Origin of the sequence: Aliivibrio sifiae (assembly GCF_002954715.1) — a bacterium.
In the GTDB taxonomy this organism is placed as follows: domain Bacteria; phylum Pseudomonadota; class Gammaproteobacteria; order Enterobacterales; family Vibrionaceae; genus Aliivibrio; species Aliivibrio sifiae.
The window spans coordinates 1-25,889 of record NZ_MSCP01000003.1; the positions used below are offsets into that span (position 1 = coordinate 1).

At 37.0% G+C, this 25,889-nt stretch carries 24 protein-coding genes; 16 read left to right on the forward strand and 8 right to left on the reverse strand.

Annotated features, from left to right (window positions below):
• Window positions 1–251: 251 nt before the first annotated feature.
• Entirely contained in the window at window positions 252–4,046 is a 3,795-nt protein-coding gene (gene tamB, locus BTO23_RS18325; RefSeq protein WP_105064297.1) for an autotransporter assembly complex protein TamB, read from the reverse strand.
• Window positions 4,043–5,764, reverse strand: coding sequence for an autotransporter assembly complex protein TamA (tamA, locus tag BTO23_RS18330; protein WP_105064298.1), 1,722 nt, complete (start codon window positions 5,762–5,764; stop codon window positions 4,043–4,045). Before tamA ends, tamB begins: the two co-directional genes overlap by 4 nt.
• 113 nt (window positions 5,765–5,877) lie before the next feature.
• Between tamA and msrA the strand changes: the two genes are divergently transcribed.
• Window positions 5,878–6,462: a peptide-methionine (S)-S-oxide reductase MsrA gene (gene msrA, locus BTO23_RS18335; RefSeq protein ID WP_245922152.1), complete on the forward strand. Its 585-nt coding sequence runs from the start codon at window positions 5,878–5,880 to the stop codon at window positions 6,460–6,462.
• Window positions 6,463–6,511: 49 nt separating this feature from the next.
• Here the strand turns inward: msrA and BTO23_RS18340 are convergent, their stop codons facing one another.
• Window positions 6,512–6,721 (reverse strand): DUF1107 domain-containing protein, encoded by a 210-nt coding sequence (locus BTO23_RS18340; protein ID WP_060993969.1) that lies wholly within the window; start codon window positions 6,719–6,721, stop codon window positions 6,512–6,514.
• A gap of 248 nt (window positions 6,722–6,969) precedes the next feature.
• On the opposite strand from BTO23_RS18340, the gene BTO23_RS18345 reads away from it, so the two are divergent.
• The 7 genes from BTO23_RS18345 (at window position 6,970) to BTO23_RS18375 (ending at window position 12,250) form a co-directional block, all read left to right on the forward strand.
• Entirely contained in the window at window positions 6,970–7,521 is a 552-nt protein-coding gene (locus BTO23_RS18345) for a YtfJ family protein (protein WP_061005548.1), read from the forward strand.
• A 68-nt stretch (window positions 7,522–7,589) separates the two neighbouring features.
• The gene (locus BTO23_RS18350) at window positions 7,590–7,880 is read left to right on the forward strand and encodes a DUF2607 family protein (protein ID WP_105064300.1); all 291 of its coding nucleotides are present in this window, start codon (window positions 7,590–7,592) and stop codon (window positions 7,878–7,880) included.
• A 47-nt stretch (window positions 7,881–7,927) separates the two neighbouring features.
• Window positions 7,928–8,569 carry a zinc uptake protein ZrgA gene (gene zrgA, locus BTO23_RS18355; RefSeq protein ID WP_105064301.1) on the forward strand — a complete coding sequence of 214 codons (642 nt, stop codon included), beginning with the start codon at window positions 7,928–7,930 and terminating at the stop codon, window positions 8,567–8,569.
• A 35-nt stretch (window positions 8,570–8,604) separates the two neighbouring features.
• Window positions 8,605–9,291 carry an ABC transporter ATP-binding protein gene (locus tag BTO23_RS18360; protein ID WP_105064402.1) on the forward strand — a complete coding sequence of 229 codons (687 nt, stop codon included), beginning with the start codon at window positions 8,605–8,607 and terminating at the stop codon, window positions 9,289–9,291.
• Window positions 9,288–10,547: an ABC transporter permease gene (locus BTO23_RS18365; protein WP_060993872.1), complete on the forward strand. Its 1,260-nt coding sequence runs from the start codon at window positions 9,288–9,290 to the stop codon at window positions 10,545–10,547. Before BTO23_RS18360 ends, BTO23_RS18365 begins: the two co-directional genes overlap by 4 nt.
• A 9-nt stretch (window positions 10,548–10,556) precedes the next feature.
• Complete coding sequence (locus BTO23_RS18370) at window positions 10,557–11,042, forward strand: DUF3299 domain-containing protein (RefSeq protein WP_105064302.1); 486 nt, start codon at window positions 10,557–10,559, stop codon at window positions 11,040–11,042.
• A 314-nt stretch (window positions 11,043–11,356) separates the two neighbouring features.
• Window positions 11,357–12,250, forward strand: coding sequence for a TIGR03899 family protein (locus BTO23_RS18375; RefSeq protein ID WP_105064303.1), 894 nt, complete (start codon window positions 11,357–11,359; stop codon window positions 12,248–12,250).
• A 56-nt stretch (window positions 12,251–12,306) separates the two neighbouring features.
• On the opposite strand, the gene cysC is transcribed toward BTO23_RS18375, so the two are convergent.
• The 4 genes from cysC to cysD are packed head-to-tail and all read right to left on the reverse strand — an operon-like array spanning window position 12,307 to window position 17,057.
• Window positions 12,307–12,921 (reverse strand): adenylyl-sulfate kinase, encoded by a 615-nt coding sequence (gene cysC / locus BTO23_RS18380; protein ID WP_105064304.1) that lies wholly within the window; start codon window positions 12,919–12,921, stop codon window positions 12,307–12,309.
• 14 nt (window positions 12,922–12,935) lie between these two features.
• Window positions 12,936–14,663 (reverse strand): SLC13 family permease, encoded by a 1,728-nt coding sequence (locus tag BTO23_RS18385; protein WP_060993876.1) that lies wholly within the window; start codon window positions 14,661–14,663, stop codon window positions 12,936–12,938.
• A 20-nt stretch (window positions 14,664–14,683) separates the two neighbouring features.
• Window positions 14,684–16,120, reverse strand: coding sequence for a sulfate adenylyltransferase subunit CysN (cysN, locus tag BTO23_RS18390; protein ID WP_061005554.1), 1,437 nt, complete (start codon window positions 16,118–16,120; stop codon window positions 14,684–14,686).
• A 28-nt stretch (window positions 16,121–16,148) separates the two neighbouring features.
• Entirely contained in the window at window positions 16,149–17,057 is a 909-nt protein-coding gene (cysD, locus tag BTO23_RS18395) for a sulfate adenylyltransferase subunit CysD (protein ID WP_060993878.1), read from the reverse strand.
• 381 nt (window positions 17,058–17,438) lie between these two features.
• On the opposite strand from cysD, the gene BTO23_RS18400 reads away from it, so the two are divergent.
• A complete protein-coding gene (locus BTO23_RS18400; RefSeq protein WP_060993879.1) occupies window positions 17,439–19,421 on the forward strand; it encodes a bifunctional 2',3'-cyclic-nucleotide 2'-phosphodiesterase/3'-nucleotidase in 1,983 nt (660 codons plus the stop codon).
• Here the strand turns inward: BTO23_RS18400 and BTO23_RS18405 are convergent.
• On the reverse strand, window positions 19,308–19,880 hold the full coding sequence (locus BTO23_RS18405; RefSeq protein ID WP_245922153.1) for a hypothetical protein: 573 nt from the start codon (window positions 19,878–19,880) through the stop codon (window positions 19,308–19,310). The genes BTO23_RS18400 and BTO23_RS18405 overlap by 114 nt on opposite strands.
• A 122-nt stretch (window positions 19,881–20,002) precedes the next feature.
• Between BTO23_RS18405 and BTO23_RS18410 the strand changes: the two genes are divergently transcribed.
• Genes BTO23_RS18410 through BTO23_RS18440 form a run of 7 tightly spaced genes read left to right on the forward strand, consistent with a single transcriptional unit; the run spans window position 20,003 to window position 25,844 of the window.
• Entirely contained in the window at window positions 20,003–20,593 is a 591-nt protein-coding gene (locus BTO23_RS18410) for a DedA family protein (protein ID WP_061005557.1), read from the forward strand.
• Entirely contained in the window at window positions 20,593–21,720 is a 1,128-nt protein-coding gene (locus BTO23_RS18415) for an ATP-grasp domain-containing protein (RefSeq protein WP_105064305.1), read from the forward strand. The genes BTO23_RS18410 and BTO23_RS18415 overlap by 1 nt, the downstream gene beginning before the upstream one ends.
• A gap of 15 nt (window positions 21,721–21,735) precedes the next feature.
• Window positions 21,736–22,278: a hypothetical protein gene (locus BTO23_RS18420; RefSeq protein WP_105064306.1), complete on the forward strand. Its 543-nt coding sequence runs from the start codon at window positions 21,736–21,738 to the stop codon at window positions 22,276–22,278.
• A complete protein-coding gene (locus BTO23_RS18425; protein WP_105064307.1) occupies window positions 22,278–23,024 on the forward strand; it encodes an NRDE family protein in 747 nt (248 codons plus the stop codon). Before BTO23_RS18420 ends, BTO23_RS18425 begins: the two co-directional genes overlap by 1 nt.
• Before the next feature lie 17 nt (window positions 23,025–23,041).
• Entirely contained in the window at window positions 23,042–23,482 is a 441-nt protein-coding gene (locus tag BTO23_RS18430; RefSeq protein ID WP_060993885.1) for a YHS domain-containing (seleno)protein, read from the forward strand.
• Between the two features lie 13 nt (window positions 23,483–23,495).
• Complete coding sequence (locus BTO23_RS18435) at window positions 23,496–25,253, forward strand: bifunctional lysophospholipid acyltransferase family protein/GNAT family N-acetyltransferase (protein ID WP_105064308.1); 1,758 nt, start codon at window positions 23,496–23,498, stop codon at window positions 25,251–25,253.
• An 18-nt stretch (window positions 25,254–25,271) separates the two neighbouring features.
• Window positions 25,272–25,844: a Crp/Fnr family transcriptional regulator gene (locus BTO23_RS18440; RefSeq protein WP_060993887.1), complete on the forward strand. Its 573-nt coding sequence runs from the start codon at window positions 25,272–25,274 to the stop codon at window positions 25,842–25,844.
• Window positions 25,845–25,889 lie beyond the last annotated feature (45 nt).

Here is a 25,889-nt window from a genome sequence, read left to right on the forward strand (position 1 = left end):
TCTCAGTGTCAAGCACTTATTTGAAACTTAATTTTTAACCGTTTCCCTCACCAACCCTTAGCTGCTCTATGTTGAGCGCTCCGTGTCAGTGAGGTCGCATTATAGAGAGCTCGATCATATTAGCAAGCTTTAAATGCTCTTTTTTCTATATTTTCTTACTGTTTGATGACCATTTAAACGATAGTAAAGTTATACTTTATTACCCTTACTAGAAACACAACTTGTTCACAGACTTATCCACATTTGCTATTTTAATCAAAAGAAAATTGATAAATTAAATCTACTGCACTATCAACTCCAGAAACCGCCTCTATATATAGATCACTGATAATTCGGTACCTTAATGTAAACTCCCCAAGAGAATTAAATATACCAACACCGTATTTAACTTGTAAGTCTGGAGCTATATAACCACTAATCGTTACTTGAGACTCCTCTCCAGACCCTGCCGTATCTAATTGCAAATCTTGCACACCAAAAGCTTGACCTATTTCGCCGACAACTTTGCCACTCTTTGCTAAGCTTAATCCTATCAAAGTTGTCGTCATTGCATTCCCACCAGTATCACTACCAATATCCTGCCCTCTTAACAGATAAGAGAGTGCATTCGCTTGCGGCATACTAGGAGAGGAAAAAATTTCTATCTTAGGTGTATCCGCAGGGCCATTAACTCGGACTCCAGCAATGACATCATCTCTAGTATTATCAGGATTACGAATAGCTTCAATATCGACGTAAGGCTGATCTGCTGGACCATTGAATAATATCTTACCTTTAGTAATCTCAAGATCTTGTCCAAACGAGCGATACGTTCCGTCTTTAATATTTACTTCACCTGTAATAAACGGACCTTTATTCTTCTGAGTGATATTTAACTTACCAATCAATCCTCCCTCTAAACCAAATGCAGATAAAAGAACATCATCACCAATACTAATATTTATATCAGTTTCAACCTTCATGGGTAATGCCGTACTTTTTTCTACTGGTTGTAAATCATCATTTAAAATGACTTCGTCTTTTGATACCGCAATAGCACTCTCAGGTAACTCTTTAACAACAACCCTTCCCCATGGGATACCAATAGACCCTGTGATTTTTGCCAATGTCGGAATTATCCTAATTTTCATATCAGGTTTTACTTTTAATTTGACCATAGGTGGGACATTAACTTGAAGCTCTTTACCATAAACATCTAACCCTACTTTCCAGTTAGCTAGATCAGACCAATCACCAGTTCCTTTAATATTAAGATCACCATCTGATGTTGTTATAATTGACGTTAGTTTTCCACGATGACCAGCAAGGTTTATATTTATATTTCCATCATTAATATCTACTGGCGATACTTCACCTTTAACTTCAACATTCTCAACCTTAAAATCCCCTAATAACTTAGGATGTTCAGCCTGACCTGAGATCCTAATATCTGAGTTAATCATTGCATTTAGTTGACTGTATTCACCAAGAAGAGGTTTGAGCATCTTTAATGAAAGTTGATCAATCTTTGAGTTACCACTTAATTCCTTACTCCCAGTAGGATGAGCTATCTTAAGGTTTCCTTTCAACTGCCCATTATCGGTTAATGCAATTAACCAATCCGTTGATAGTTCATCATTTTGCATTTCTGCATTAATAAGAATTTTATCCCAGCCTACTTTAAGTGTTTCTTCCATATCTTGTTGCACATTACCTTCAGGTAAATAGAGGGCAGCCTTAATATATGGTTTTGCCCCGCTCGACCACTTGGCTAATACATCAAGATTAACCTCTCCTGTAATAGCAGTTTCTTCTGGTAAAAACTTCTTAATTTTATTGAATTCAAAATGCTTAATACTGACATCTGCACTGCCTGATTTCCCTGCTCTTAAATCTTTATTAAGGCATAAAGATGTATTTCCCTGACTCCAACAATTGGCTTGAATAAAGAACTCTTCTTTTTTAATATCATAACTAAGAGAGGCCTTCTGATCTAATTTCCATGGACCAATATCAGTATTAACATCGGCCTCACTCAATTCACCTTGCCATCCTGTTTTTCGATTTAATGCACCTTTAAATAGCAGATGGGAGTCAATTACATTCGAATCTAAATCAATTTGTAATTTATGGTTGTTTTCTTTACCACTAAAACGGATCACTAAATCTTTAAGAATTTGCTTTTGATATTGACCATCTAATAGCTTGATACTCACGTCTGCATCAATCATAGGGCTTGGTATGATATATCCTTCAATAGACGCTTTGTTTAGAGAGCCTTCTTTAGCTAATTTTAGACCTAAAGCATCTATATCAAGATTAATTCGCGGCTCAGCTAGTTTCCCCGTTAATTCAATACTACCAATAATCTTACCTTGAACATCTGGGACGCTATCTGATAATTCAGGAAAATCGATATCTACATCAAGATTCCATTCTTTATCTAAAGAACCAGAAATAGAAAGCCCGTTATCGCCATGGTTTAATGTCAACTGTGAAATATCAATATGTGGTTCACCAACACCGCTAATATCATTTGCGTTTAAGGCGCCATTAATATTCAACGGATATTTTCTAAATATGCCATTGATATCAATGAGAGGAGCGTTGACTTCCCACCCACCTTCTTTCGTTAAATTTCCGGTAGTAACTATTTCCCCACTAATGTTCCCTTCAGCCTCTGGCCATTGCAATCCTGGTTGAATATTTTGTAAATAGACTTTGCCTTTCCAATTAGCTAAAGAAGCCCAATTAGCTTGAGCATTACCAGAGATAGTTCCACCCAATGTATCAATCATGAAGTCAGATAAATTAACTTCTTGTAAGTCTCCTTTACCTTCAAGTCGAACATCTGTTTGGGGGATTGTTTTTCCCTCTATATATAGAGCACCAGAAAACTGGTACTTATCGATGTTTCCTTTTGCTTTTATATTAGGAACCGATAACTTAAACTCTTTTTCGCCAGATAGTGGCCAATATAAATTAGTCTTGGATACATGAAGATCAAAAGGCAATGTTTTCTCTAATGGGTGAATGTCTATATCTATCGTTGTTCTTAAACCACCAAGTACAGTTAAATCAACATCTAAATCCGCAATACTTCCAGTAGCAATAAGTTTCGCTTTATGTCCTTTTAATTCTGTTTCTTTTAGTTCTGCGGTCGCTTCTAGATTTAACGGATAATCGCCCTTTAAGGTAATGTCATTTTTTAAAGATACATTTACCTGTGGCATATCTAAATAAAAGTCTGAAATGCTTACGTTAGACTCACCCGCAAACCCTTTAAATTCTAATCGATTGATCTTAACAGGAGTCTCTTGCTCTAAAATGAAATCACTCAGTTCAAACCGCTCAACATTAATATTAAGAGGAATATAAACATCAGGCAGACTAATTGCGGTTTCTGTTGGTGATAGGACTTTTTTTTCTTTCGGCGATTCTTTAATTTCACTCTTAGCTAACTCAACACGAACACGTTTCCACTTCAAGGGGGTAATTGTTAAATCACTTTTATATAATTTTACTCCAGTAGAAAAAGTTTCCCATTGAAGATGATTACCTAGGATATTAGCGTTAACGTTATTAAGAGTAATGTTGGATACATTGATGGGCAATGGAATAGAAAGCAGTTTATTTGGTGTCGCCTTTGTATCAACGGCTTCTTCAGTTGATTGTGGTAATTTAGGTAAATCTAAAGTCAATCCATTAATAGTAATATCATCAACGCAAAGAGAGGGTTTCATTAAGCACTTAGTTGTAATTGCTAAATGAAAATCGGAAATGTCAGCATCGAGTAGTTCTTTATTTTTATAGGATATTTCAGATAAGGTAAACTCAGGAAGTAGACTTCCTTTTGTACTTTTAATTGATAATTGAGGTAACGCTTTTTCTGCCGCCCAAACAATCAAATTTAATCCTGTATTAGTAAAAACGAGAGAACCAACCATTAACAGAACAATAAGTAGAAAACTAGGAAAAAATAATGCCAAACAAATACAATGACGACTTAAACGGTGCTTCTTTTTTAATGTGTTTGTTTTGTCTTCTGTTATATCTAAAGAACTCATATTTCAGGCCCTAACGTAAAATGAATTTTAAATTCATCACCCGGTTCGGCATCAAAGCCCCATGCAAAATCTAATCGAACAGGTCCCACAGGTGATGCCCATCGCACCCCCATACCTGCACCCATTTTCCAATCAGGTGTTTCTATCCAAGCATCACCATAATCAACAAATGTTGCTAACCACCAATCACCAACAACTCGATATTGATACTCTAAACTTGTTGTTGCCATGAATTGACCACCCGTTAAATTGTCTTTACTGTCTTTTGGAGACACCTCTTCATAGCCATAACCACGGATACTGTTATCACCACCAGCAAAGAATCGAATAGACGGAGGTAATTTATAAAAATCATCTGTATAAATCGCCCCGACTTCTGCCCTAGCAACACCTCGATGGTTTTCACCAAGACTACGAATTATCGCCCCTTGTACTTGAAGCCGAAGTAGCTTTGCATCAGAAGTTAACGCCTGATCTGTTGCTTCAATTGTGAAGGCTTTTTTATCCCCCCACATTGGCATCGTTCCACCACGAGTTCGTGTCTGCGAAAACGAAATACCAGGAAGAACTAACCACGCAGTACCATCTTGAATACCTTGAGTAAACTCTTCATAAAGAAAACGAGTATAAACAGTACGATGCCAACCAGAATCAAACACCCAATGCCTTTCAAAAGCCAAATTTGATTCTAAACTGTCGGTATCTCTATTATCTACATTCTTCAACCCATACTTAACAATGTAATAATCCTTAAGTACTTGCTCGAGAGGTATTTTATATGACACCGTAGCTTCTTGTTCTGGCTTTGAAACAGAAATAGCGCTATCTAAACTGTGTCCATATTGATTTAACCATGGTTTTTTCCAACGAATCTTACCTTTAACACCAACATCCGTGGAATAACCAATACTGGTTTCAATTTGATTACGTACTTGCGGTGATAAGTGCACTTTCATGGGTAGTTGTCGGTTTTTCCCTACCGAATCAAGATCCGGCTCAACATAAACAGAGGAAAACCATTCAGTATTAGAAAGGGACTGATTGAGGTCACCAATTTGACTCGCAAGATATGGATCGCCTTCTTTAAAAGGAATTATTGAACGGACACGTTTTTCTTCAATCTGACTGCCTTCAATAGTTGTTGCGCCAAAGCTATAGCGCTGACCACTATCATAATGCAGACGCACCATTGCCTGATGTCGTCCAGGAGCGACTTCTAATTGATTTAATAAAAAGTCACCATCAAAATAGCCTTTTCTTAGCGCTAAATTTTGTAATGTGCTTTTCAAGCTTTCATAATTACCGTGATTTAATACTTGTCCTAAATTCAAACCAGAATTATCTACAGCTCGAATAAAATCGACGTCATCTTTAGCCTCACCCGTAATGACTATATCACTGACATATATATACACAGGTTCACCAGGATCGATAGTGACTAAAAGAGTATGATCTCCCTTTTCACCTTCCACGGTAAAGGCCGTTATTGGTTGGTAGTAACCTAATGCTTTTAATGCTTCATTAATACTTTCTTCAAGGCGAGATTGAAAACGAAGAGAAACTGAATAATCTTCTTCTGGGATTCCTGAGATGTAAGCCTCTACATTACTCAATAAAGGTCCTTCTAAACCCTCAATGTCTAATTCTGTTTCTGCTATCGCGTGAGCTGGCATAATAAACAAACAGGAAATAAAAAAGAGGGGTAACTTCTTTGTCATACTGATAATTATTCTATTGATTCAATAATACATTCTATGTAATGGTAATTTACTCGCTTTGTAGAGTAGCACAAGGTAAAACTCTTCCAAATGACTCAGTTGAAGGATGCGACATGACGATAAATAAAAGTAACACAATGAATCTCTCCCCTCATTTTATCTTTAACGTGAATTTAGATGAACAACCTAAAGGGTATAATGTTATCTACTTTGGGATGGGGTGTTTCTGGGGAGCAGAGCGCCTCTTTTGGCAATTACCCGGTGTTTATTCTACCGCCGTTGGGTACAGTGGCGGAATAACAACGAACCCTACTTATAAAGATGTTTGTTCAGGACATACTGAACATACTGAAGTTGTTAAAGTCGTTTTTGATCCTTCAGTCATATCCCTTGAAACCTTACTTCATTCTTTTTGGCAAAAACACGACCCTACTCAGGGAATGCGCCAAGGCAATGATATCGGCACACAATACCGTTCTGTAATTTATACTCATTCAAGTGACCAAAAATCCATTGCTGAAAAAACAAAACAACAATACCAAGCAGCTTTACAAGCACAAAACATTACTCGCCTTATTACGACTGAAATCAAGTCAACATCAGCCTTCTATTTCGCTGAAGAAGAGCACCAACAGTACTTAGCAAAAAATCCAAACGGTTACTGTGGTTTAGGCGGTACAGGTGTCTGTTTCATATAACTAAAAAAGGTGCTCTTTTCAGAAGCACCTTTTCTTTTTATTCATTTATTTAAGCAGGCATAAGAGAAAGTTGACGAATATGCTGATTAACCTCACTCATAACTGACAGCATTTTTTTATTTTCATTATTTGGCATAAGGAGTTTTCCGCCATCAAATTCAAATGAGCCAATTCCTTCAATATGAAGCTTTCCTTTAAATAACGTTTTTACAAACCGAGCAACTTGAAGCGGTCGATAAGCCTTAAAATTTCTAAACATAGCCATTACCTCAATAATCCATATAAGGTTTTATTAATAGTCCATCAAAACATATTGTACATCGTCACTATGTCTTACCTAAAAATGCCTTTAAATACATTTGAATACATTTGAATAACAGAATGACGTACAGCAAGTTAGATTTCACATTTAATTAACAAATATCAATAATCACATATTACTGGTCGAATCGCTTTTTCTTTTTCTCTGCACTACACTACCCGTACTCATATCTAAGGATAACTATAATGAAAAAAGTAAAACTATTAGCACTTACAACTTGCCTATTACCTTCTCTTTCTTTTGCTCACAATATTATGCTAAATCAACCAGTACCATCGGTCTCAGTCACTCAATATGGTGAAATTTTTTATGTTGATAACGCATTCCAATACAGCAAGTGGAATACAGAACAACTCAAAGGCAAAGTAAGAGTTCTGCAAGTTATTGCAGGTCGTAGTAGTGCTAAAGCAATGAACGCTGATCTTATGAGTGCAATTACGCTAGAAAAGTTCCCTGAAACAAAATATCAAACAACAACTATCATCAACCAAGACGATTCTATTTGGGGTACTGGTGGTTTTGTAAAATCTTCGGCTGAAGAAAGTAAAAAGGAATTTTCGTGGTCTTCTATGGTTCTTGACGAAAATGGTACCGTAGCAAAAGCTTGGGATCTTAAAGAAGAAAATTCAACCATTATTGTGCAAAACCAACAAGGAAACGTTCTTTTTGTTCAAGAAGGTAAATTATCACCTAACAAAATCAAGCAAGTGATCGAGTTGATTCACAACCAGTTTTAAATAAATGCCTTGCTTATGAATTGTTATATTATTACATTTACAGCTCTAGATATCTTTAGGGCGGTATAATGCAATCGTATTTCTTTACTAAACAGTGCTGGTTAACTTGGAGTTTTGTTACTCTTTTAGTGCTGTTTGGTTTTCAGATTGCAAACCATCAAATCGATTCAAACATACAGCATCATGAAAACCATCATTGCCAATTATTTCACTCAATTGGATCCGGTATTATTACTCACGTTGCTTCTCTCCCTATAATTCCTCAACAAATTATATCGTCATTATTCTCTAGTGTAGAAAATAATAACCCATCATCTATTACAGTACACTCGCGTGCTCCACCTTTTCTTATTTTTTAATTCAATAAATACATTAATTTATCACTCTAAAATAATAGGAAGCACACATGCTTATCTCTAATAAAAAAATGCTACTTAGCATCGCTATTTCAAGCTCTTTATTTTCAATTTCTTATTCAGCAAGCGCTAATGACCACGACCACCATGATCATGGAAGTGAACACCGTCAACATGGTGCTCATGTTCATGGTGTTATTGAGGCTAATATTGCTCAAGACGGTGAGCATCTACTATTTGAAGTGACAGCTCCTGGAGCTGATGTTGTGGGTTTTGAACACGCCCCTAAAAATGAAGAGCAAAAACAAACTCTTTCTCAAGCAGTAAAAACGTTGAATAATCCAAATGTGATTTTCACATTGCCAAAAGATGCAAAATGCACTTTAGAAGAGGTTCATGTTTCTCACAATCTAACTAACGGTGATGATGAACACCACGACCACGACCACGACCACGACCACGACCACGACCACGACCAGCATGATGGTGAACACCATAAAGAACATAGCAAGCATGGTGAATTTAATGCTCAATATGAATATCATTGTGAAGCTATATCAAAACTGAATCAAATTGAAACTCAGTGGTTTATGCACTTTACTCATAGCCAAAAAATGACCGTTCAATATTTAGGTGATTCAGGCCAAAAAGCCACAACACTAACTGCTGATGCACCGACTGTAACCCTATAAGTAGGCATGGCGGTGGTAACGCCGCCATAATAATGATGAATATTATTGAATTATCAAATCTTACGTTTTACTGGCCAAATCAGACAGAAAGAACGTTAGATATTCCAATTTATCAACAAAAACAAGGATCGAAAGTATTTATCAAAGGTCCAAGCGGCAGTGGTAAATCAACCTTGCTTAGCCTACTTACCGGGATACTGTCACCAACAGAAGGTACAGTTATTATAAATGGTGTAGACATAAATCAACTTACATCGAACCAAAGGGATCGATTTCGAGCAGATAATATTGGCTATATTTTCCAACAATTTAATCTTCTTCCTTATTTATCGGTTATTGATAACGTCATATTACCGTATCAATTTTCTTCAAAAAAATCGCTATCAAAACAAGAGCTTAGCAATGAATCTAAACGACTTTTAACTACACTTCAATTACCCTCTTCTCATTTTGATAAACCAATAACTGACCTCAGCATTGGTCAACAGCAACGAGTAGCAGCAGCAAGAGCCTTTATTGGAAAGCCAAAATTAATTATTGCAGATGAACCGACCTCTGCATTAGATCACGAAACTCGTTTTGCTTTTATTCAGCTCTTAATGAATGAGTGTGAAGAAAGTGGCGCAAGCTTATTATTTGTCAGTCATGATCCTAGTTTAGAATCTTTGTTTGACCACAGTATTGATTTAAGAGAGTTAAATAAAGTAGGAGATATCACATGATAGGTATCGCACAGCTGGCTTGGAAAAGTTTAAAAAACCGCAAAACAACCGTAATTCTAACCATTGTAACTATCGCTATTTCTGTCATGTTATTGATGGGCGTTGAACGCATTAGAACACAAGCGAAAACAAGCTTTGCCAACACAATTTCCAATACAGATTTAATCGTTGGAGCACGCTCAGGACAAGTAAACCTCTTACTTTATTCTGTATTTAGAATCGGTAATGCAACCAACAATATTGACTGGAAAAGTTATCAAGAGATTAGCAATCAACGCTCTGTAAAATGGTCAATCCCTATTTCTCTTGGTGATTCACACAAAGGCTTTCGAGTCATGGGAACCAATCAAGATTACTTCCGGTTTTATCAATATGGAAAAAAACAACCGTTAGCTTTTAAAGAAGGTAAGCCTTTTACTCAATTATTCGATGTTGTCCTCGGTGCAGATGTTGCAAAAAAACTGAACTATCATCTTGGAGATAAGCTGATAATAGCGCATGGTATTAGCGATAAATCATTTACTCGTCATGATAAATTACCTTTTACGGTTACTGGTATTTTAGAACCAACAGGTACTCCAGTAGATAAAACATTGCATGTCTCACTGGGTGCAATAGAAGCAATACATGTCGGTTGGGAAAGTGGTGCCCACCTAGGTAATACACCTGATGCTAATACGCTAGAACAGCATAAATTTGAACCAAAAGAAATCACTGCATTTATGTTAGGACTGAACTCAAAAATTCAGACTTTTGCATTACAACGTTATATTAATGACTACACAAAAGAACCATTAAGCGCCATCCTTCCTGGAATTGCCTTGCATGAATTATGGGGAATGATGTCTGTGGCCGAGCAAGCACTACTTGCGGTTTCTATCTTTGTTGTTGTTGCAGGTTTAATGGGAATGCTAACAAGCTTATTAACGAGCTTACAAGAGCGACGTCGTGAAATGGCAATTTTAAGATCAATGGGAGCGCAGCCTAAGCATATTTTTACTTTACTGGTTAGTGAGGCAATCGTAATCACAAGCTTTGGGATCATTGTAGGCCTTATAGGCTTATACTTATCATTAGTTATATTACAACCTATAATTCAGCAATATTATGGCATCGCCATTGAACTCACATTGCCAACATTATACGAGTTAAAACTGCTCGCTATTGTCTTGTTCTCAGGATTTATTATTGGGGTAATACCAGCAATTCAAGCCTATAAAAATTCACTCAGCGACGGCATGACAATTAGACTTTAAGAGGTACTCATGAAGAACAAACTACTCGCTTTTATCTTACTAATATTGCCATTATTCGCACACAGTGATGATGTATTAAAGCTTGATTGGTTAGACTTAATTCCACAACAAGAACGTAATCAATTTGATTCAATGGGTATGCCAAAAATAGATCATAATGGTGGCACCATGCAGCAATCTCTTGTTGGTGGGGTTAGACAGGAATTAAACGGAAGTATGGTGAAAATCCCCGGTTTTGTTATTCCACTAGAAGGGGATGACAAAATGATTACCGAGTTCTTACTTGTCCCTTATTTTGGTGCTTGTATCCATGTTCCGCCACCACCACCAAACCAAATCATCTACGTCAAATTTGAAAAAGGAGCACCGATCCAACAACTATGGGATGTGATTTATATTGTAGGGAAATTGAAGACTGAAACCATTAATAGTGAACTTGCAGAAACAGGGTATCTTATTGAAGGTGTTCGCTTAGAAGAATATGAGGACGAATAAATAGTAATAACATAATTGCAAACACTGGTTTATTTTAAATAATCATACATAATGAGAAAGATAAACCAGTGTTACTGCGTAACCACTAGCTAAGGTAGCGCCAAGTAATATTTTTTTAAAACTTAATCCTTTCATAACTCTTCCTATCTAACACAAATGCAGAATTAATATTTTAACAAATATTTATCATTTAGCTACATTTCAAGTGGTTTTTTATAAGTATTTTCTAAATATTGTTCCGATATTAAAGTTTTTATTTCCTAATACCGATAATATAAAAATAGAACTATTAGTGATTAAGGCTAAGCGATCCCATGAACTCACAACAAAGTGTCATCACAAAAGATGAACAACCTAAAGAACAACAAACACATAAAAAAGAGCACTATGTTGTTAGTAGTGCTCGACGCCTAAAAGAAATCGCACTAAAGCAAGGTTTAGCCGCTAAACTTCATCCACCAAAACCAGAAGAAACATTATTAAAGCGTGCCCTATATAGAGAAAAGCTCCTACGAGAGCAACAACAACAAAACTTAGAACAAATTATCAAGTTTGCTCATGATTATTGTAAAGATGAAACTGCCGGAGATCCTGACCCTGACTGGCTCCATCGATTCTTTGAAATGGCCAAAGACATTCATGATCCCTCAATGCAGCGCTTATGGAGTCAAATTTTCAAACAAGAGGTAATAACTCCTGGTTCTACCTCAATGAAAGCATTGAAAGTATTAAAAGACATGACTCAACGTGAAGCTCAAACTTTTCAGCGTGCGGCATCATTAGCTTGTAGTTTTGGGCAAGACAATAGCAAAAAGCTTTTGTTAGGTTATAAGTGTGCCGGCACTTTATTCAATTTCTATAAAGCTGACGGCCCACAATTAGTTCACTTAGGTAACTATAAACTTCCCTATTCAAGCTTGTTGTTATTAATTGAGCTCGGTTTATTACTTGGTACTGAACTTGAATCTGGTGAAATTGAATTTGAACCAGCACTGCCCCTTCAATATCAAGGAAAACAATTAGCAATAAAGCCAATGCAAAAAGGCTCTCGCCTTGTGTATTACCGCTTTAGCCCAACAGGTGCTGAACTGTGTAAATTATTAGGTAATAAGCCCAACGAAAGTTATTACGATAATGTCATTGCTTTACTCAGCCAAAAATTTATTGTGGAAACTGACGTAAAGAAAAGCATTTCAACCATGGCTTAAAAATAAGCGTCCAAACCTACCTCGATTTGGGCGCTTAAATATTATTCATTTTAAAGTTAAATAATCTCTCGAACTCTTAATTCATTTAGGCATTGATCAACAAGCGCATCAATTGACTGACTACCAGCTGGTAGAGCAATCTCAGGATTGAGCGGTTGTTGGTATTCTGAATCAATACCTGTGAAATGCTTTATCTCTCCCGCTCTTGCTTTCTTATATAACCCTTTCGGATCTCTTTTTTCGCACTCGCTCAATGATGTGTTTACAAATACTTCTAAGAACTCATTATTAGGTAATAAATTTCTCACCATTTCTCTTTCAGCTCTATGAGGTGAGATAAATGCACTTAATACAATTAGACCCGCATCTGCCATTAGTTTTGCTAGCTCACCAATACGTCGAATATTTTCTTGCCTATCATGATCCGAAAAGCCTAGATCCTGACATAAACCATGGCGAACATTATCACCATCCAACAAATAAGTATGATAGCCAAGCTCAACAAGTTTAATTTCTAGTGCACCAGCAATGGTTGATTTCCCTGCGCCTGACAATCCCGTAAACCATAGCACTGCGGGTTTTTGTTTCTTCAATATCGAACGAGTTTCTTTCGTTACTAGGTGTTGATGCCAAACGATATTTTCATTTTTAACAACGTCTTTAACTGTCATGTTTCATCCTTGAATTAAAATGGGAAAAAATAGGGGATTAGCGTCAATACCAATATCGAATAAATAATCGACATAGGCAATCCCACTTTTACGTAATCAAGTAGCGTGTAGTTACCCACACTAAATACTAATAAATTAGTTTGATAACCATAGGGAGAAATAAAACTCGCACTGGCTCCAAAAAGAACCGCCATAATAAATGGCATAGGATCAACGCCATAGCCAAGCGCCATACTATAGCCAATAGGAAAAGCGAGAGCCGCTGCTGCATTATTGGTAATTAATTCTGTTAATACGAGAGTAATCAAATAGACAGCAATTAACGCCCCCATCACTCCCCATCCATTAAACAATGTGATAAACATATCGCCAAGCTGAACTGACAATCCTGATGACAACATCAATTGAGCGATTGATAATGCGGCGCCAACAATAACAACGATATCAATGGGAAATCGACGACGTAACTCACCAACATTAACCACTCCTAACGCCAAAAGAGCCAACAAATAAACAGACAACCCCTTAATAATTGGAAATATATCTAACAACTCAGCGGCAACAACTCCTGCAAACCCTAATAAAACTAAAGCGCTTTTATCTCCATCTAGTTTTGCTGCTGAATCTAAATCACTGATAATGACAAACTCTCGCTTAAGCTGCTGTTTACTTTGTTCAAAATTTTTACCTGGCACTAAGACTAACGTATCGCCAGCTTGCAATTCAATTTTCCCCAAACCACCTTCAAGGCGTTCGTGCCCACGTCGAATAGCTACGACTACCGCATCAAATCGATCTCTAAATTGTGACGATTTAATGCTCTTCCCGCGAATAGAAGCTGACTGACTTACCACTACTTCAATTAAATTTTGCCCATTTAAATGATGTTGACCAAAAAGTGTTAACCCATTGATTTCTTGCAACGTAGTAACGCTTTCAATATCACCACAAAAAAGCAGTCGGTCTCCTGCAAGCAGCACCATTTCAGGATCAACTGATGCAATGGTTTTCCCTTCTCTTATCACTTCTGCTAAAAATAGTTTCCGTAAAGCTCGTAAATTATTCTCTGCAATTGATTTACCAACCAATGGAGAGCCACCTTCAACCCTTGCCTCTAAAAAATAAGGTAATTCATCATTACTACCTTCATCGTATGCCGGTAATAAATAACTCAATGGAATTAAAATTAATAGCCCACCAAACAATACAGCTAATCCAATTGCGGTTGGGGCAAAGAAACTCAAACTTGGTAAACCAGCATCTTCAACAAAACTATTAATAATAAGGTTGGTTGATGTGCCAATTAGAGTCAGTGTTCCACCTAAAATAGCAGCATAAGAAAGAGGAATAAGAAGACGGGATGGAGCATGACGTTGATTGCGTTTTATTGCACCAATTAAAGAAACCACTACCGCGGTATTATTAGTAAAAGAAGAAAGGACAGCAGTCGATAGACCTAATTTGCCTACCACACTCCCTAACCTTCCCTCTGAAATATAACGCCCAACCCAACTGATAAGACGTGTTTTTTCTAAAGCACAAGAACTCAGGATCAATAGCACTAACGTCAATAATGACGAGTTAGTAAAGTTTTTTGCCAAGCTAGGTAAATCAAGCATACCTACCATAAAAGCAATAAACGCCGAGCCTGCAAAAATCACACTAGGTTTTAATTTACTCGCTAGTAAACTAACGATAATAAATGCCAACAATGCTAGAACGAATCCTTGTTCCCATGCCATAAAATATTCCTTTTAAGCGATTAACCTAACAGCTTAGAAATATCTTGTGCTCCCCAATGAGGGAAATGTTTACGAACTAACGCATTTAACTCCACCTCAAACGCACTGACATTATCATTAATAGGTTTCACATCACTCAGTTCAGAAAGGTTTTGGATCATCCCTGCTCCTACCGTTACATTCGTTAAGCGATCAATAAAAATGAAACCACCAGTATCTGCACAATCTTGGTAGCGATCTAAACTTACCGTCTCAGTTAGTGATACATCACATAAGCCAATACCATTTAATGGTAGCTCTGTGGCATCAAATGTATCTAAACTATTAATGTTCACTTGGTGATGAATGGCATCAATTTGACCTACCGTTTTCTTACCTGCAATTTTGATATCGTATTGACGACCAGGTTGTAAGCCTTTTTCTGTCATCCATACAATTTCAGCTTTAAATTGATCTGTCGCCTGTAGATTTGTATTCGATTTAACTAACAAGTCACCACGGCTAACATCAATTTCATCTTCCAACGTTAACGTCACTGCTTGGCCAGCTTGTGCCGAAGGTAAATCACCATCAAACGTTACGATACGAGCAACTTTTGATTTTTTCCCTGATGGCAAAGCGATGATCTCATCCCCAACAGAAATCCCTCCTGCCGAAACGGTTCCAGCAAAACCACGAAAGTCCAAATTAGGGCGATTCACATACTGCACTGGGAATCTAAATTCGCCATTACCTCGATCAGCATCAATATCAATATTCTCAAGAACCTCTAATAACGGAGCACCTTGATACCAAGCTAAGGCTTCGCTAGGGTTAACAACGTTATCTCCTTCTAATGCTGAGAGCGGTAAAATAGAAATTTCTAGATTAGGATTATTCAACTTTTTCGAAAACGTTAAGTATTCTTCTTTAATCTCTTCAAAACGAGATTCAGAATAATCAACTAAATCCATTTTATTTACCGCTACAACAAAATGACGGATACCTAAAAGGTTCGCGATATAAGAATGACGACGAGTTTGGTCAAGCACACCTTTACGTGCATCAATCAAAATAACAGCAACATTACAGGTTGATGCTCCCGTTGCCATATTACGAGTGTACTGCTCATGTCCCGGAGTATCTGCAATAATAAACTTACGCTTTTGAGTTGAGAAATAACGATAAGCAACATCAATCGTGATCCCTTGTTCACGCTCAGCTTGTAAGCCATCAACCAACAAAGCTAAATCAGGGCGATCGCCCGTTGTCCCCACTCGCTGACTATCGGCATGAACCGCATCGAGTTGATCTGCATAAATTTGCTTTGAATCATGTAGCAATCGGCCTATGAGGGTACTTTTACCATCATCCACCGAACCACAGGTTAAAAATCGAAGTAATGATTTGTATTGATGTTCTTTCAAATAAGCTTCAATACCAAGCTCTTCCAGTTGCTGCTCTACTGCACTATTCATAATTTAATCCTTCCTTAGATGCCCGATATTAAAAGTAACCTTGACGTTTTTTCAGCTCCATCGACCCCGATGAATCATGGTCTATCGCCCGTCCTTGACGCTCACTAGAGGTCGCAACTAACATCTCTTCAATAATTTCAGGTAAGGTATTAGCGGTAGATTCCACAGCCCCTGTCAATGGGTAACAACCTAGGGTTCTAAAACGAATGTCTTTATGTTGAATCTCTTCACCCTCTTCTAACTCTAAGCGCTCATCGTCTACCATGATCAACATGCCATCACGTTCAACAACTGGGCGTTTTTCAGATAAATAGAGCGGAACAATTTCAATGTTCTCTAAATAGATGTATTGCCAGATATCGAGTTCTGTCCAATTTGATAATGGGAATACTCGAATACTCTCCCCTTTATTCACTTGACCGTTATAAGTATTCCATAACTCTGGACGTTGATTTTTCGGATCCCACGTATGATTTTTATCTCGGAATGAATAAACACGTTCTTTTGCACGAGACTTCTCTTCATCACGACGAGCCCCACCAAATGCCGCATCAAAACCGTATTTATTAAGTGCTTGTTTTAATCCTTGAGTTTTCATGATGTCGGTATGCTTTGATGACCCATGAACAAATGGGTTAATTCCCATTTCCATGCCTTCAGGGTTTTTGTGTACTAATAAGTCAAAACCATATTTTGCGGCAGTCTTCTCACGGAACTCAATCATCTCTTTAAATTTCCAATCTGTATCAACATGAAGAAGTGGGAATGGAATTTTTCCTGGGTAGAAAGCTTTACGAGCAAGATGCAACATTACTGAGGAATCTTTACCAATCGAATACATCATGACTGGATTATCAAACTCCGCCGCCACTTCACGGATAATGTGAATACTTTCGGCTTCTAGTTGTTGTAGGTGGGTTAGTCTTTGTGCGTCCATGTGTTTTGTCCTTTAGGCTAAATTTGGTAATGGCACCTATTATCGAAATTGATTGCGTATTGATTGCATCAATTTTCTTTTCCATTAGGTAGCTATTTTTCATTCCAATAGAAGCACTATAGACGGGTTACTTTATTACCTGAAATTCTAAAATTTCATTTTTTATTCGATTTAATGCTAACGACTATGAATAAAAAGGTTTCATTTAAAAATCGTAAATTAAAAGCAGAAGATGAATTTATAGTTAAGCTGTGATCTAGTTACCGTAAAGCACACTGGAACGCGATCAGCAGCACACATTGAGAGAACGATTACATTTATAACATTATCAATCTGTTATCTTACTTGGTGCTTTTATGATTATCACCCTTGGAGAACACTATGAAACTCTCTGCTAAACCTGTTTCACTTGCTGTATTAGCTGGCTTAGGCTTACTAACGATTTCTGGCTGCACACCATCGCCAGTAGATACAAACGAAGTGATTAAATTGCGTGTTGTCGAAACAACAGATATCCATACCAACCTAATGGATTACGATTACTACAAAGATAAGCCATCTCAAAAAATTGGTTTAGCACGTACAGCAACACTAGTAAAAGAAGCTCGCGGCGAAGTGATAAACAGTGTTCTTGTTGATAATGGTGATTTGCTGCAAGGTAGCCCAATGGGTGACTATATGGCAGATAAGGGCTTGGAAGCTGGTGAAGTTCACCCTGCTTACAAAGCAATGAACCAATTAGATTACGATGCGGGCAACATCGGTAACCATGAATTCAATTACGGTTTAGATTTCTTAGCGGAATCTATCAATGACGCCGATTTCCCTTATATCAGTGCTAATGTTTATGACGCAAAAACAAAAGAACATTATTTCAAGCCTTATGTAATTAAAACTCACACGTTTAAAGACACTGCGGGCGTAGATCATGAAATTAAGGTTGGTTATATCGGTTTTGTCCCACCACAAATTATGGTGTGGGATAAGAAAAACCTTGAAGGAAAAGTATTCGCTCGTGATATCAAAGAAACAGCGGAAGAACTGATCCCACAAATGAAGAAAGAAGGTGCAGACGTAATCGTTGCAATTCCTCATTCAGGTGTATCAACAGATCCATACAAGCAAGGTGAGGAGAACTCTACTTATTTCTTATCTGAAGTAGACGGTATTGATGCGATAGCCTTTGGTCACTCTCATGCTGTTTTCCCTGGCAAAGGGTTTGACAACCTACAAGGTATCGATAATGAAAACGGTACGATGAATGGCGTAGCAGCAGTAATGCCTGGACGTTGGGGTAGCCACGTCGGTGTGATGGATTTAACACTTAAACAGAAAGATGGTAAATGGTCGGTTGTTAATGGAGAGTCGGAAGCTCGCCCTATCTTTGATAAAGAAAACAACAAATCATTAGCTGTTGCTGATGAAGGTATCGTAAAAGCATTAGAAGCGGATCATAAAGGTACTCGTGATTTCGTAAATCAACCGATTGGTAAAGCTGACGATGTTATGTATAGCTTCTTAGCATTAGTACAAGATGACCCTACAGTTCAAATCGTTAACCTCGCGCAAAAAGATTACGTGGAGCGTTTCATTCAAGGGGACCCTGATTTAGATGGTACTCCTGTACTTTCTGCTGCTGCTCCATTTAAAGCCGGCGGTCGTGGAAATGACCCAACAAACTTCACTGAAGTTGAATCGGGCCAATTAACGTTCCGTAATGCGGCTGATTTATACCTATACCCTAATACGCTAGTTGCGATGAAGGTAACAGGTAAAGAAGTGAAAGAATGGCTTGAGTGTTCTGCTGGTCAGTTCCAACAAATCGACATCAATAGTACAGCACCTCAACAGTTAATTGATTGGGATGGTTTCCGTACTTATAACTTTGATGTCATTGATGGCGTTAACTACCAAATTGATATAACTCAACCTGCAAAATATGATGGCGACTGTAATGTCATTAACGAAGGTTCTGAACGTATTGTCGGTTTAACTTACCAAGGCAAACCAATTGATGCGAAACAAGATTTTCTTATCGCAACCAATAACTACCGTGCTTACAGCAATAAGTTCCCGGGTACTGGTACTGACTTTATCGCGTTTGATTCTCCTGATGAAAACCGTACCGTTCTTTCTAATTACATAACACGAGTAAGTAAAGAAGAGGGACAAGTTAAGCCATCAGCAGATAACAACTGGTCTTTTGCACCAATTGAAGGTGGGGAAAAACTGGATATCCGCTTTGAAACATCACCAACAGAAAAAGCAGCTCAATTCATTAAAGACAAAGGTCAATACCCAATGAAGAAAGTCGCAACGGACGATGTTGGCTTTGCCGTTTACAGTATTAACCTGAGTAAATAATTTCGTTAAGTCATTAGATTGATGGTGAAAAATAGAAATAGCATCGTTATTTAACGGTGCTGTTTTTTTACATAAACCATAAAATAACGTATTAGCAGCCAAGCTCCCCGTAAAAATATTAATTAAAATAAGTAACACTTGAATATAATCATCAATATTTATCTTGGTTAGCCCTAGCCACTCCACTTCTATCCAACTCGCTAACAATTCCTCTTTTGCAGACAGTACATCTATTGATGCAAACGTCCCTAAAATAATTAATAGCACACTGCAAAGTACATAATGAAACCATTGGTCTGCATATACGATTGCACTAAGTAAATTAAAAATTAAAACGCCATAAGCCAAAAATGAGAAAAAATAAAACACTTCATAAATATGAAAAACGAAAGCCGCAATAAAGAAAACGACAAAAAAGCCTGCCGCAATATCTAGGTGTAACCAAAACCTTATATTCATAAATAAACCAAATCAAAATGAACCAATTATTAATCACAAGCTCAAATTAAAACAAATGAGAAACATATATTTACATTTTTTTAATAGAGTGCCACTCTAAATAAATAAGAAAAGGAGGGTTTATGAATGATTTAATCACCAATATACAAGAAGCATTGTTTACATATCAGAGCTCTGAACTCTCTATTTTTATCGGCATAATTCTACTGTCTTACTTACTTGAAGACTTAGCCATCATCACTGCAGCAAGCCTATCTTCACAAGAAATGATTACACCTATCATAGGCCTAACGGCAGCTTTTATTGGTATCGCCAGTGGGGATTTAGGATTGTATTTCTTAGGCCGACTCTCTATTCGCTTTCGACTACTTCGATATAAAACTTTAACCAATACTCATTTACGTTACTTAAGGAAAAAACTCCAATCCAATCCTATGCTTAATTTATTCATTATTCGTTTTATTCCGGGATTAAGGACCATTGGCTTTACGTTGAGTGGCGTATTTCATATCCGTATATTCACCTTTTTTATCGCAGTAATGGGAGCAACGGCAGTGTGGACATCCATTGTTTTTCCTAGTGTGTACTTTTTGGGGAGTAGTCACTGGGTAAAAACTAGTGAACATCAATGGCTATTAATTCCAGTCATGACATTGGTTTTATTTATCACAAATCGATTTGCAAAAAAGAAAATTTCAAAGGAACTGACGTAATGGTTAATAACATCAATACGATTACCACCGGTCATATCAATGCAGGTATGCCACAACTAGAGTCAGACACTCATCGTAGTGTGTCGCCTTATGAATTTTTACCAAGCTGGTTTTTTTACACTCCAGTAGTTATACAAAGTTTTTTTCTTGGTATAAAACATTTTGATTTCGCACTTCCTCTGATTGCTAATCCATCAATAAAATTAAGTGGCATGATTGGTGAGTCTAAACACGATATTTTAACTCTTGCAGGTCCAATAGCTCAGCAATGGATATCTCCATTTACCACTATCACAACGACTAGCACCCCTATTTTGCAGCAAACTCAAAACGCCATTGAAGCCATGGATAAGCAACACCTTTCTTTCCCTGTTGTTGCTAAGCCTGATTTAGGTTGTCGTGGTGTTGGCGTTAAATTAATTCAATCCCCAAAGCAGTTGAGTGAATATTTTAGTTCTTTTCCCATCAATGCACGTTTTTTAATCCAAGAAAAAGCACCTTACTCAGCTGAAGCGGGAATTTTTTATGTTCGTTATCCAAATGAAAAAAAAGGAAAAATAATTTCGATAACCCTTAAATATTCTCCGTTTGTTGTTGGAGATGGCACTAGCACATTAAAACAGTTAATAGAAAATGACAGCAGAGCCGGACAATTGGCTCATTTGTACTTACCTCGTCATGAAGAAAAGTTAAATACCATTTTAGAAAAGGGAAAAGAATTCCAACTCGCCTTTGCTGGTAGCCATAGCCGAGGATCTATTTTTAGAGATGGGAATCAATACATCACAGAAGCATTAGCTGAACGACTAGACCAAATATTTAATGATTTAGAAGGATTTCACTACGGTAGGTTGGATGTGAAATTTAAAGACATTTTCGATTTAATGAATGGCGATAATTTTACTATTTTAGAAATTAATGGGGCGAGCAGCGAAGCCGCTCATATTTGGGATAGAAATACGCCTCTAAAAACGATTTTTTCCACCTTATTACTGCAATACAAAATCTTATTTGAAATTGGTGCACTGCAAAAAAAACAAGGTCATCACTCCCCAAAAATAAAAGAACTATTGGCTGCATGGAAAGAAGAAAAGCAACTGACTCTTCAATACCCACCAACCGATTAGATAAAGGAGTTTTTCATGCCAACACCTGCCTTACAAGACATACATCAATCACCAGTTATTAGTGGTTGTATAGATGAATTACAAAAAGGAATTTCTTTATTAAATTCAATTAGCGATAGTGATTATATCCACCTTGCTTTGCCTTATGTAGAAAGTACTATCGGTGAGCATTTCCGACATATATTAGATTTGTTTCAATCATTAATTCAAAAAGATCATCATGGGCCAATTGATTACAATGTTCGTCGTCGAGGTCATGAGATAGAAACAAATAAGAAACTAGCCATCACAGAACTTAATGATGTTATTCGTTGGTTAGATCTTTTCCCTATTGGGCGCCTCACCTCTTCAATATCATTAATTACCGAGGTTTGTCCTTATAAAAAACAAGAGCACACTATGACTTCAAGCATTGAACGAGAAATTACCTTTGCTGCTCTCCATGCGTCTCATCATTACGCGTTAATTAAAGTTATCACCCTTTCAATCGGTATAACTACTCAATCAAACTTTGGATTAGCACCAACGACAACCACCTATTTGCGAGGGGAAGCCTAATGTGTACTCTTTCTTGGTTTAGTACCCCAACAGGTTATGAATTATTTTTTAATCGAGATGAGCAACGCTCTAGAACAGATGCATTAGCGCCCCAATTATTCCAAGAAAATAATGTGTATTACATTATGCCAATCGATCCTGTTGGTGAAGGCAGCTGGATTTCACTTAACAATCACGGGATCTCACTCTGTCTATTAAATTACTATCAGGGGGAAATTGCCCCTAACAATGCATTAAGTCGCGGATTACTTGTAAAAGAGCTAGCATCTTGTGATGGTGTAAATTCCATTCAGAAAATACTTTCTAACATGGACCTATCACGCTTTGCTTCCTTTACTTTATTAATCTTTCACTCTGATGACTCAATAAAACATAAAAGCGTTCAAGGGTTTCGCTGGGATGGAAAGCGGTTTACATCAATTGCTCCTAGTTCACCCATGATCTCCTCTTCTGTCGATGCTGATAATGTCATCAAGCATCGCTTATCTGTTTATAAGCAACTAACAGACTCTGGAGTAAACAGACAAACACTGAATCAATTCCATCAACACCATCATTCTAAACTAGGACATCGTTCTCCTTGTATGCATCGTCAAGATGCCCAAACGGTCAGTTTTACTCACATCATTGTCGATAATAAAAAGAATACATTACGTTATCTTCCGAGTTCACCATGTCAAACAAAAAAGTATTTGGCCTATGATGTACCCTCCCATTCATACGACAATACTCACTCATACAGTTAACCCATAAGGTCATGATTATGAAAAAGTTATTATGTTTTTTTATATTATTATTTAGCCAAGCAACGTTTGCATCAGACGCTATTTATACTGGTTTTTTTAGTAATAAAGCAATTGATGGTTATGACAGTGTTAGCTACTTCACTGCAGAAAAACCACTAAAAGGAAGCTCTGAATTTGTAACCTCTTATATGAATGCCGATTGGTATTTTATATCTCAAGAAAACTTAGATTTATTTAGCGAAAATCCTACAAAATACGCGCCTCAATATGGGGGGTTCTGTGCTTGGGCTATCGCAGCAAAAAATGATCGAGCTCCTGGTGATCCGAATCAATTTTCAATTGTTGATGGGAAACTGTATTTAAATTATGACGCAGGCGTCAAAGCTCTGTGGGAAAAAGACATTCAGGGCTTCATCACGAAAGGCGATAAAAACTGGCCTAAGTTATTAAAAAATTAAAGGAATATAATTTATGGTTACGAGTCCATTTAGACTTCCTAGAGTTACACCTTTTGGGATTGGAGAATCTTTTGCAGAATGGGTTACTGGATTAAATCGTTTGGATTCCCATTATCAAGATCGTCCTCTGGGATTAAATAGTTTTGAGTTTATGCGTTATACCCTTCAACGCTTGAATGTGACTTATGATATTCATCAAGGTAAATTAAATTTCATTCCAAAAACAGGGCCAGTCGTAATTGTAGCTAATCATCCATTAGGAGCTTTAGAAGGGGTGATATTAGCTGAAATGATAGGACGCATTCGTCCAGATGTAAAAGTATTAGCTAATAAATATTTAAAACAAATACCTGAAATTAGTGAATTATTTATAGGCGTCGATGTTTTTGAAACAAAGCAGGCAAAAAAAAACAATACCAACGCTTTACGAGAAGCCCATCAACACTTAGCAAATAAGGGGGCTTTAATTATTTTTCCCGCAGGTGAAGTCTCTACTTACAATAAAGAAACAAAACTATTATCCGATAAACGGTGGAGCTATTCTGCTGCAAAGTTTATTGAAAAACACAATGCCACGACCGTACCTATTTACATTGATGGTAAAAATAGCCAAACGTTCTACCTTGCTGGAAAGCTCCATCCATTATTAAGAACATTAATGTTGGGTCGAGAAATGCTCAATAAAAAAGAGAATACTATTCACCTATCTATCGGGGCTGCAATTCCTCACAAAGAACTCTCTAGTTTCAATTCTCCTATTGAAGTAATTAATTATTTAAGACTAAATACCTATTTACTCGCTACCAATACTGACAACGAAACGCCAGTAAAGGCACCATCTCAAGCTTTATCTCCAGTAATTTCACCAATTGACATTTCGATTTTAAAACACGAAATAGAATCACTCCCCAGTGATGCTAAATTATTGGAGCAAAATGGACTTTCTGTTTACTGCACTAAAAGCAAAGCTATTCCCAATATAATGCAGGAAATAGGACGGATAAGAGAGGTCACTTTCAGAGAGGTAGGTGAAGGTACAGGTCTTGCTTGTGATTTAGATGAATATGATACGCACTATTATCATCTTTTTATTTGGCACCAAGATAATCAAGAAGTTGTAGGTTCATATCGATTAGGATTAGTGGACGAGCTCATCTCTAATTTTGGATTAGATGGGTTGTATTCTCGAAGCCTATTTAATTATCAACAACCATTTATTGATACGCTCAATTATTCTATTGAGGTTGGGCGATCTGTTGTTGCTAAAAAATATCAACGAAATGTCAGTTCATTACTTCTGTTGTGGAAAGGAATCTCAACGTTTGTTTATCAGCGACCTAAATATACTCATTTATTTGGTCCTGTAAGTATTAGTAATGATTACAGTTTATCTGCTCGTCAATTAATCGCATCTACGCTTGCTATCCATCATTACGATAATAAAAAAGCCGCTTTAGTCTCCGCAACAACACCATTAAAACCTGCACTAAAAAAAGTATGGAATGGCGATATGCTATCTCTGCTCGGAGATCTCAAGCTGTTATCAAAAGTATTAAGTCGAATTGAGAAAGGGAAAGGTTTACCCGTTCTACTGCGTCAATACATAGGTCTAAATGGAAAGCTTGTTTGCTTTAATGTTGATCCTGATTTCAATGATGCCCTCGATGGATTAATAGTGGTAGATATGAGTAATGTGCCACATAAAACATTAAGTAAATACATGGGGAAAGAAGAAGCGATGTGCTACCTTGAAAAACATCATCGTTGCTGACTTAGACCAATTTAAATAATGCTCACAAATTTTATTAACCAACTCGATGGCTATGGTTTTACCACTGAAGAGATTGCAGAATTAATTCAACATAGCCATCAAGCACAATTAACCTCAAAAAAAATCATTACTCGACAAGATGACGTAGCTGATAATCTCTACTTTCTTTTAGATGGTATTTGCCATGCTTCTTATCTTACTGATCATGGGAAACAATTTAGTAAGGAGTTTTACTGGCAAGGCGATTGGATTGTTTGTTTTGAAGGCGTTATAAATAACACTAAATCACCTTATACTCTTGAAACATTAACTCCGACGACACTTTTGTCTTTACCTATTTCTTATATGAAACAATGGCGAACACAATCTCACCCTCTTTATATTAAATTATTAGAAACTCAACTAATGTATAAAGAAAAAAAAGAGCGCTTCATGCTGCTTTATTCTCCTCAAGAAAAATATGAAATTTTCTGCCAAACATACCCTGAGTTAATTGAAAAATTAAATGATTATCAAATTGCAGCTTATTTAGGAATTACTCATATCAGTTTAAGTAGAATTAAAGGCAGAATAAAAAATAAATTAACATAAGTTAATGCTCAAAAAAGTCGGAATTGCTATCTTGTCATTTCAATT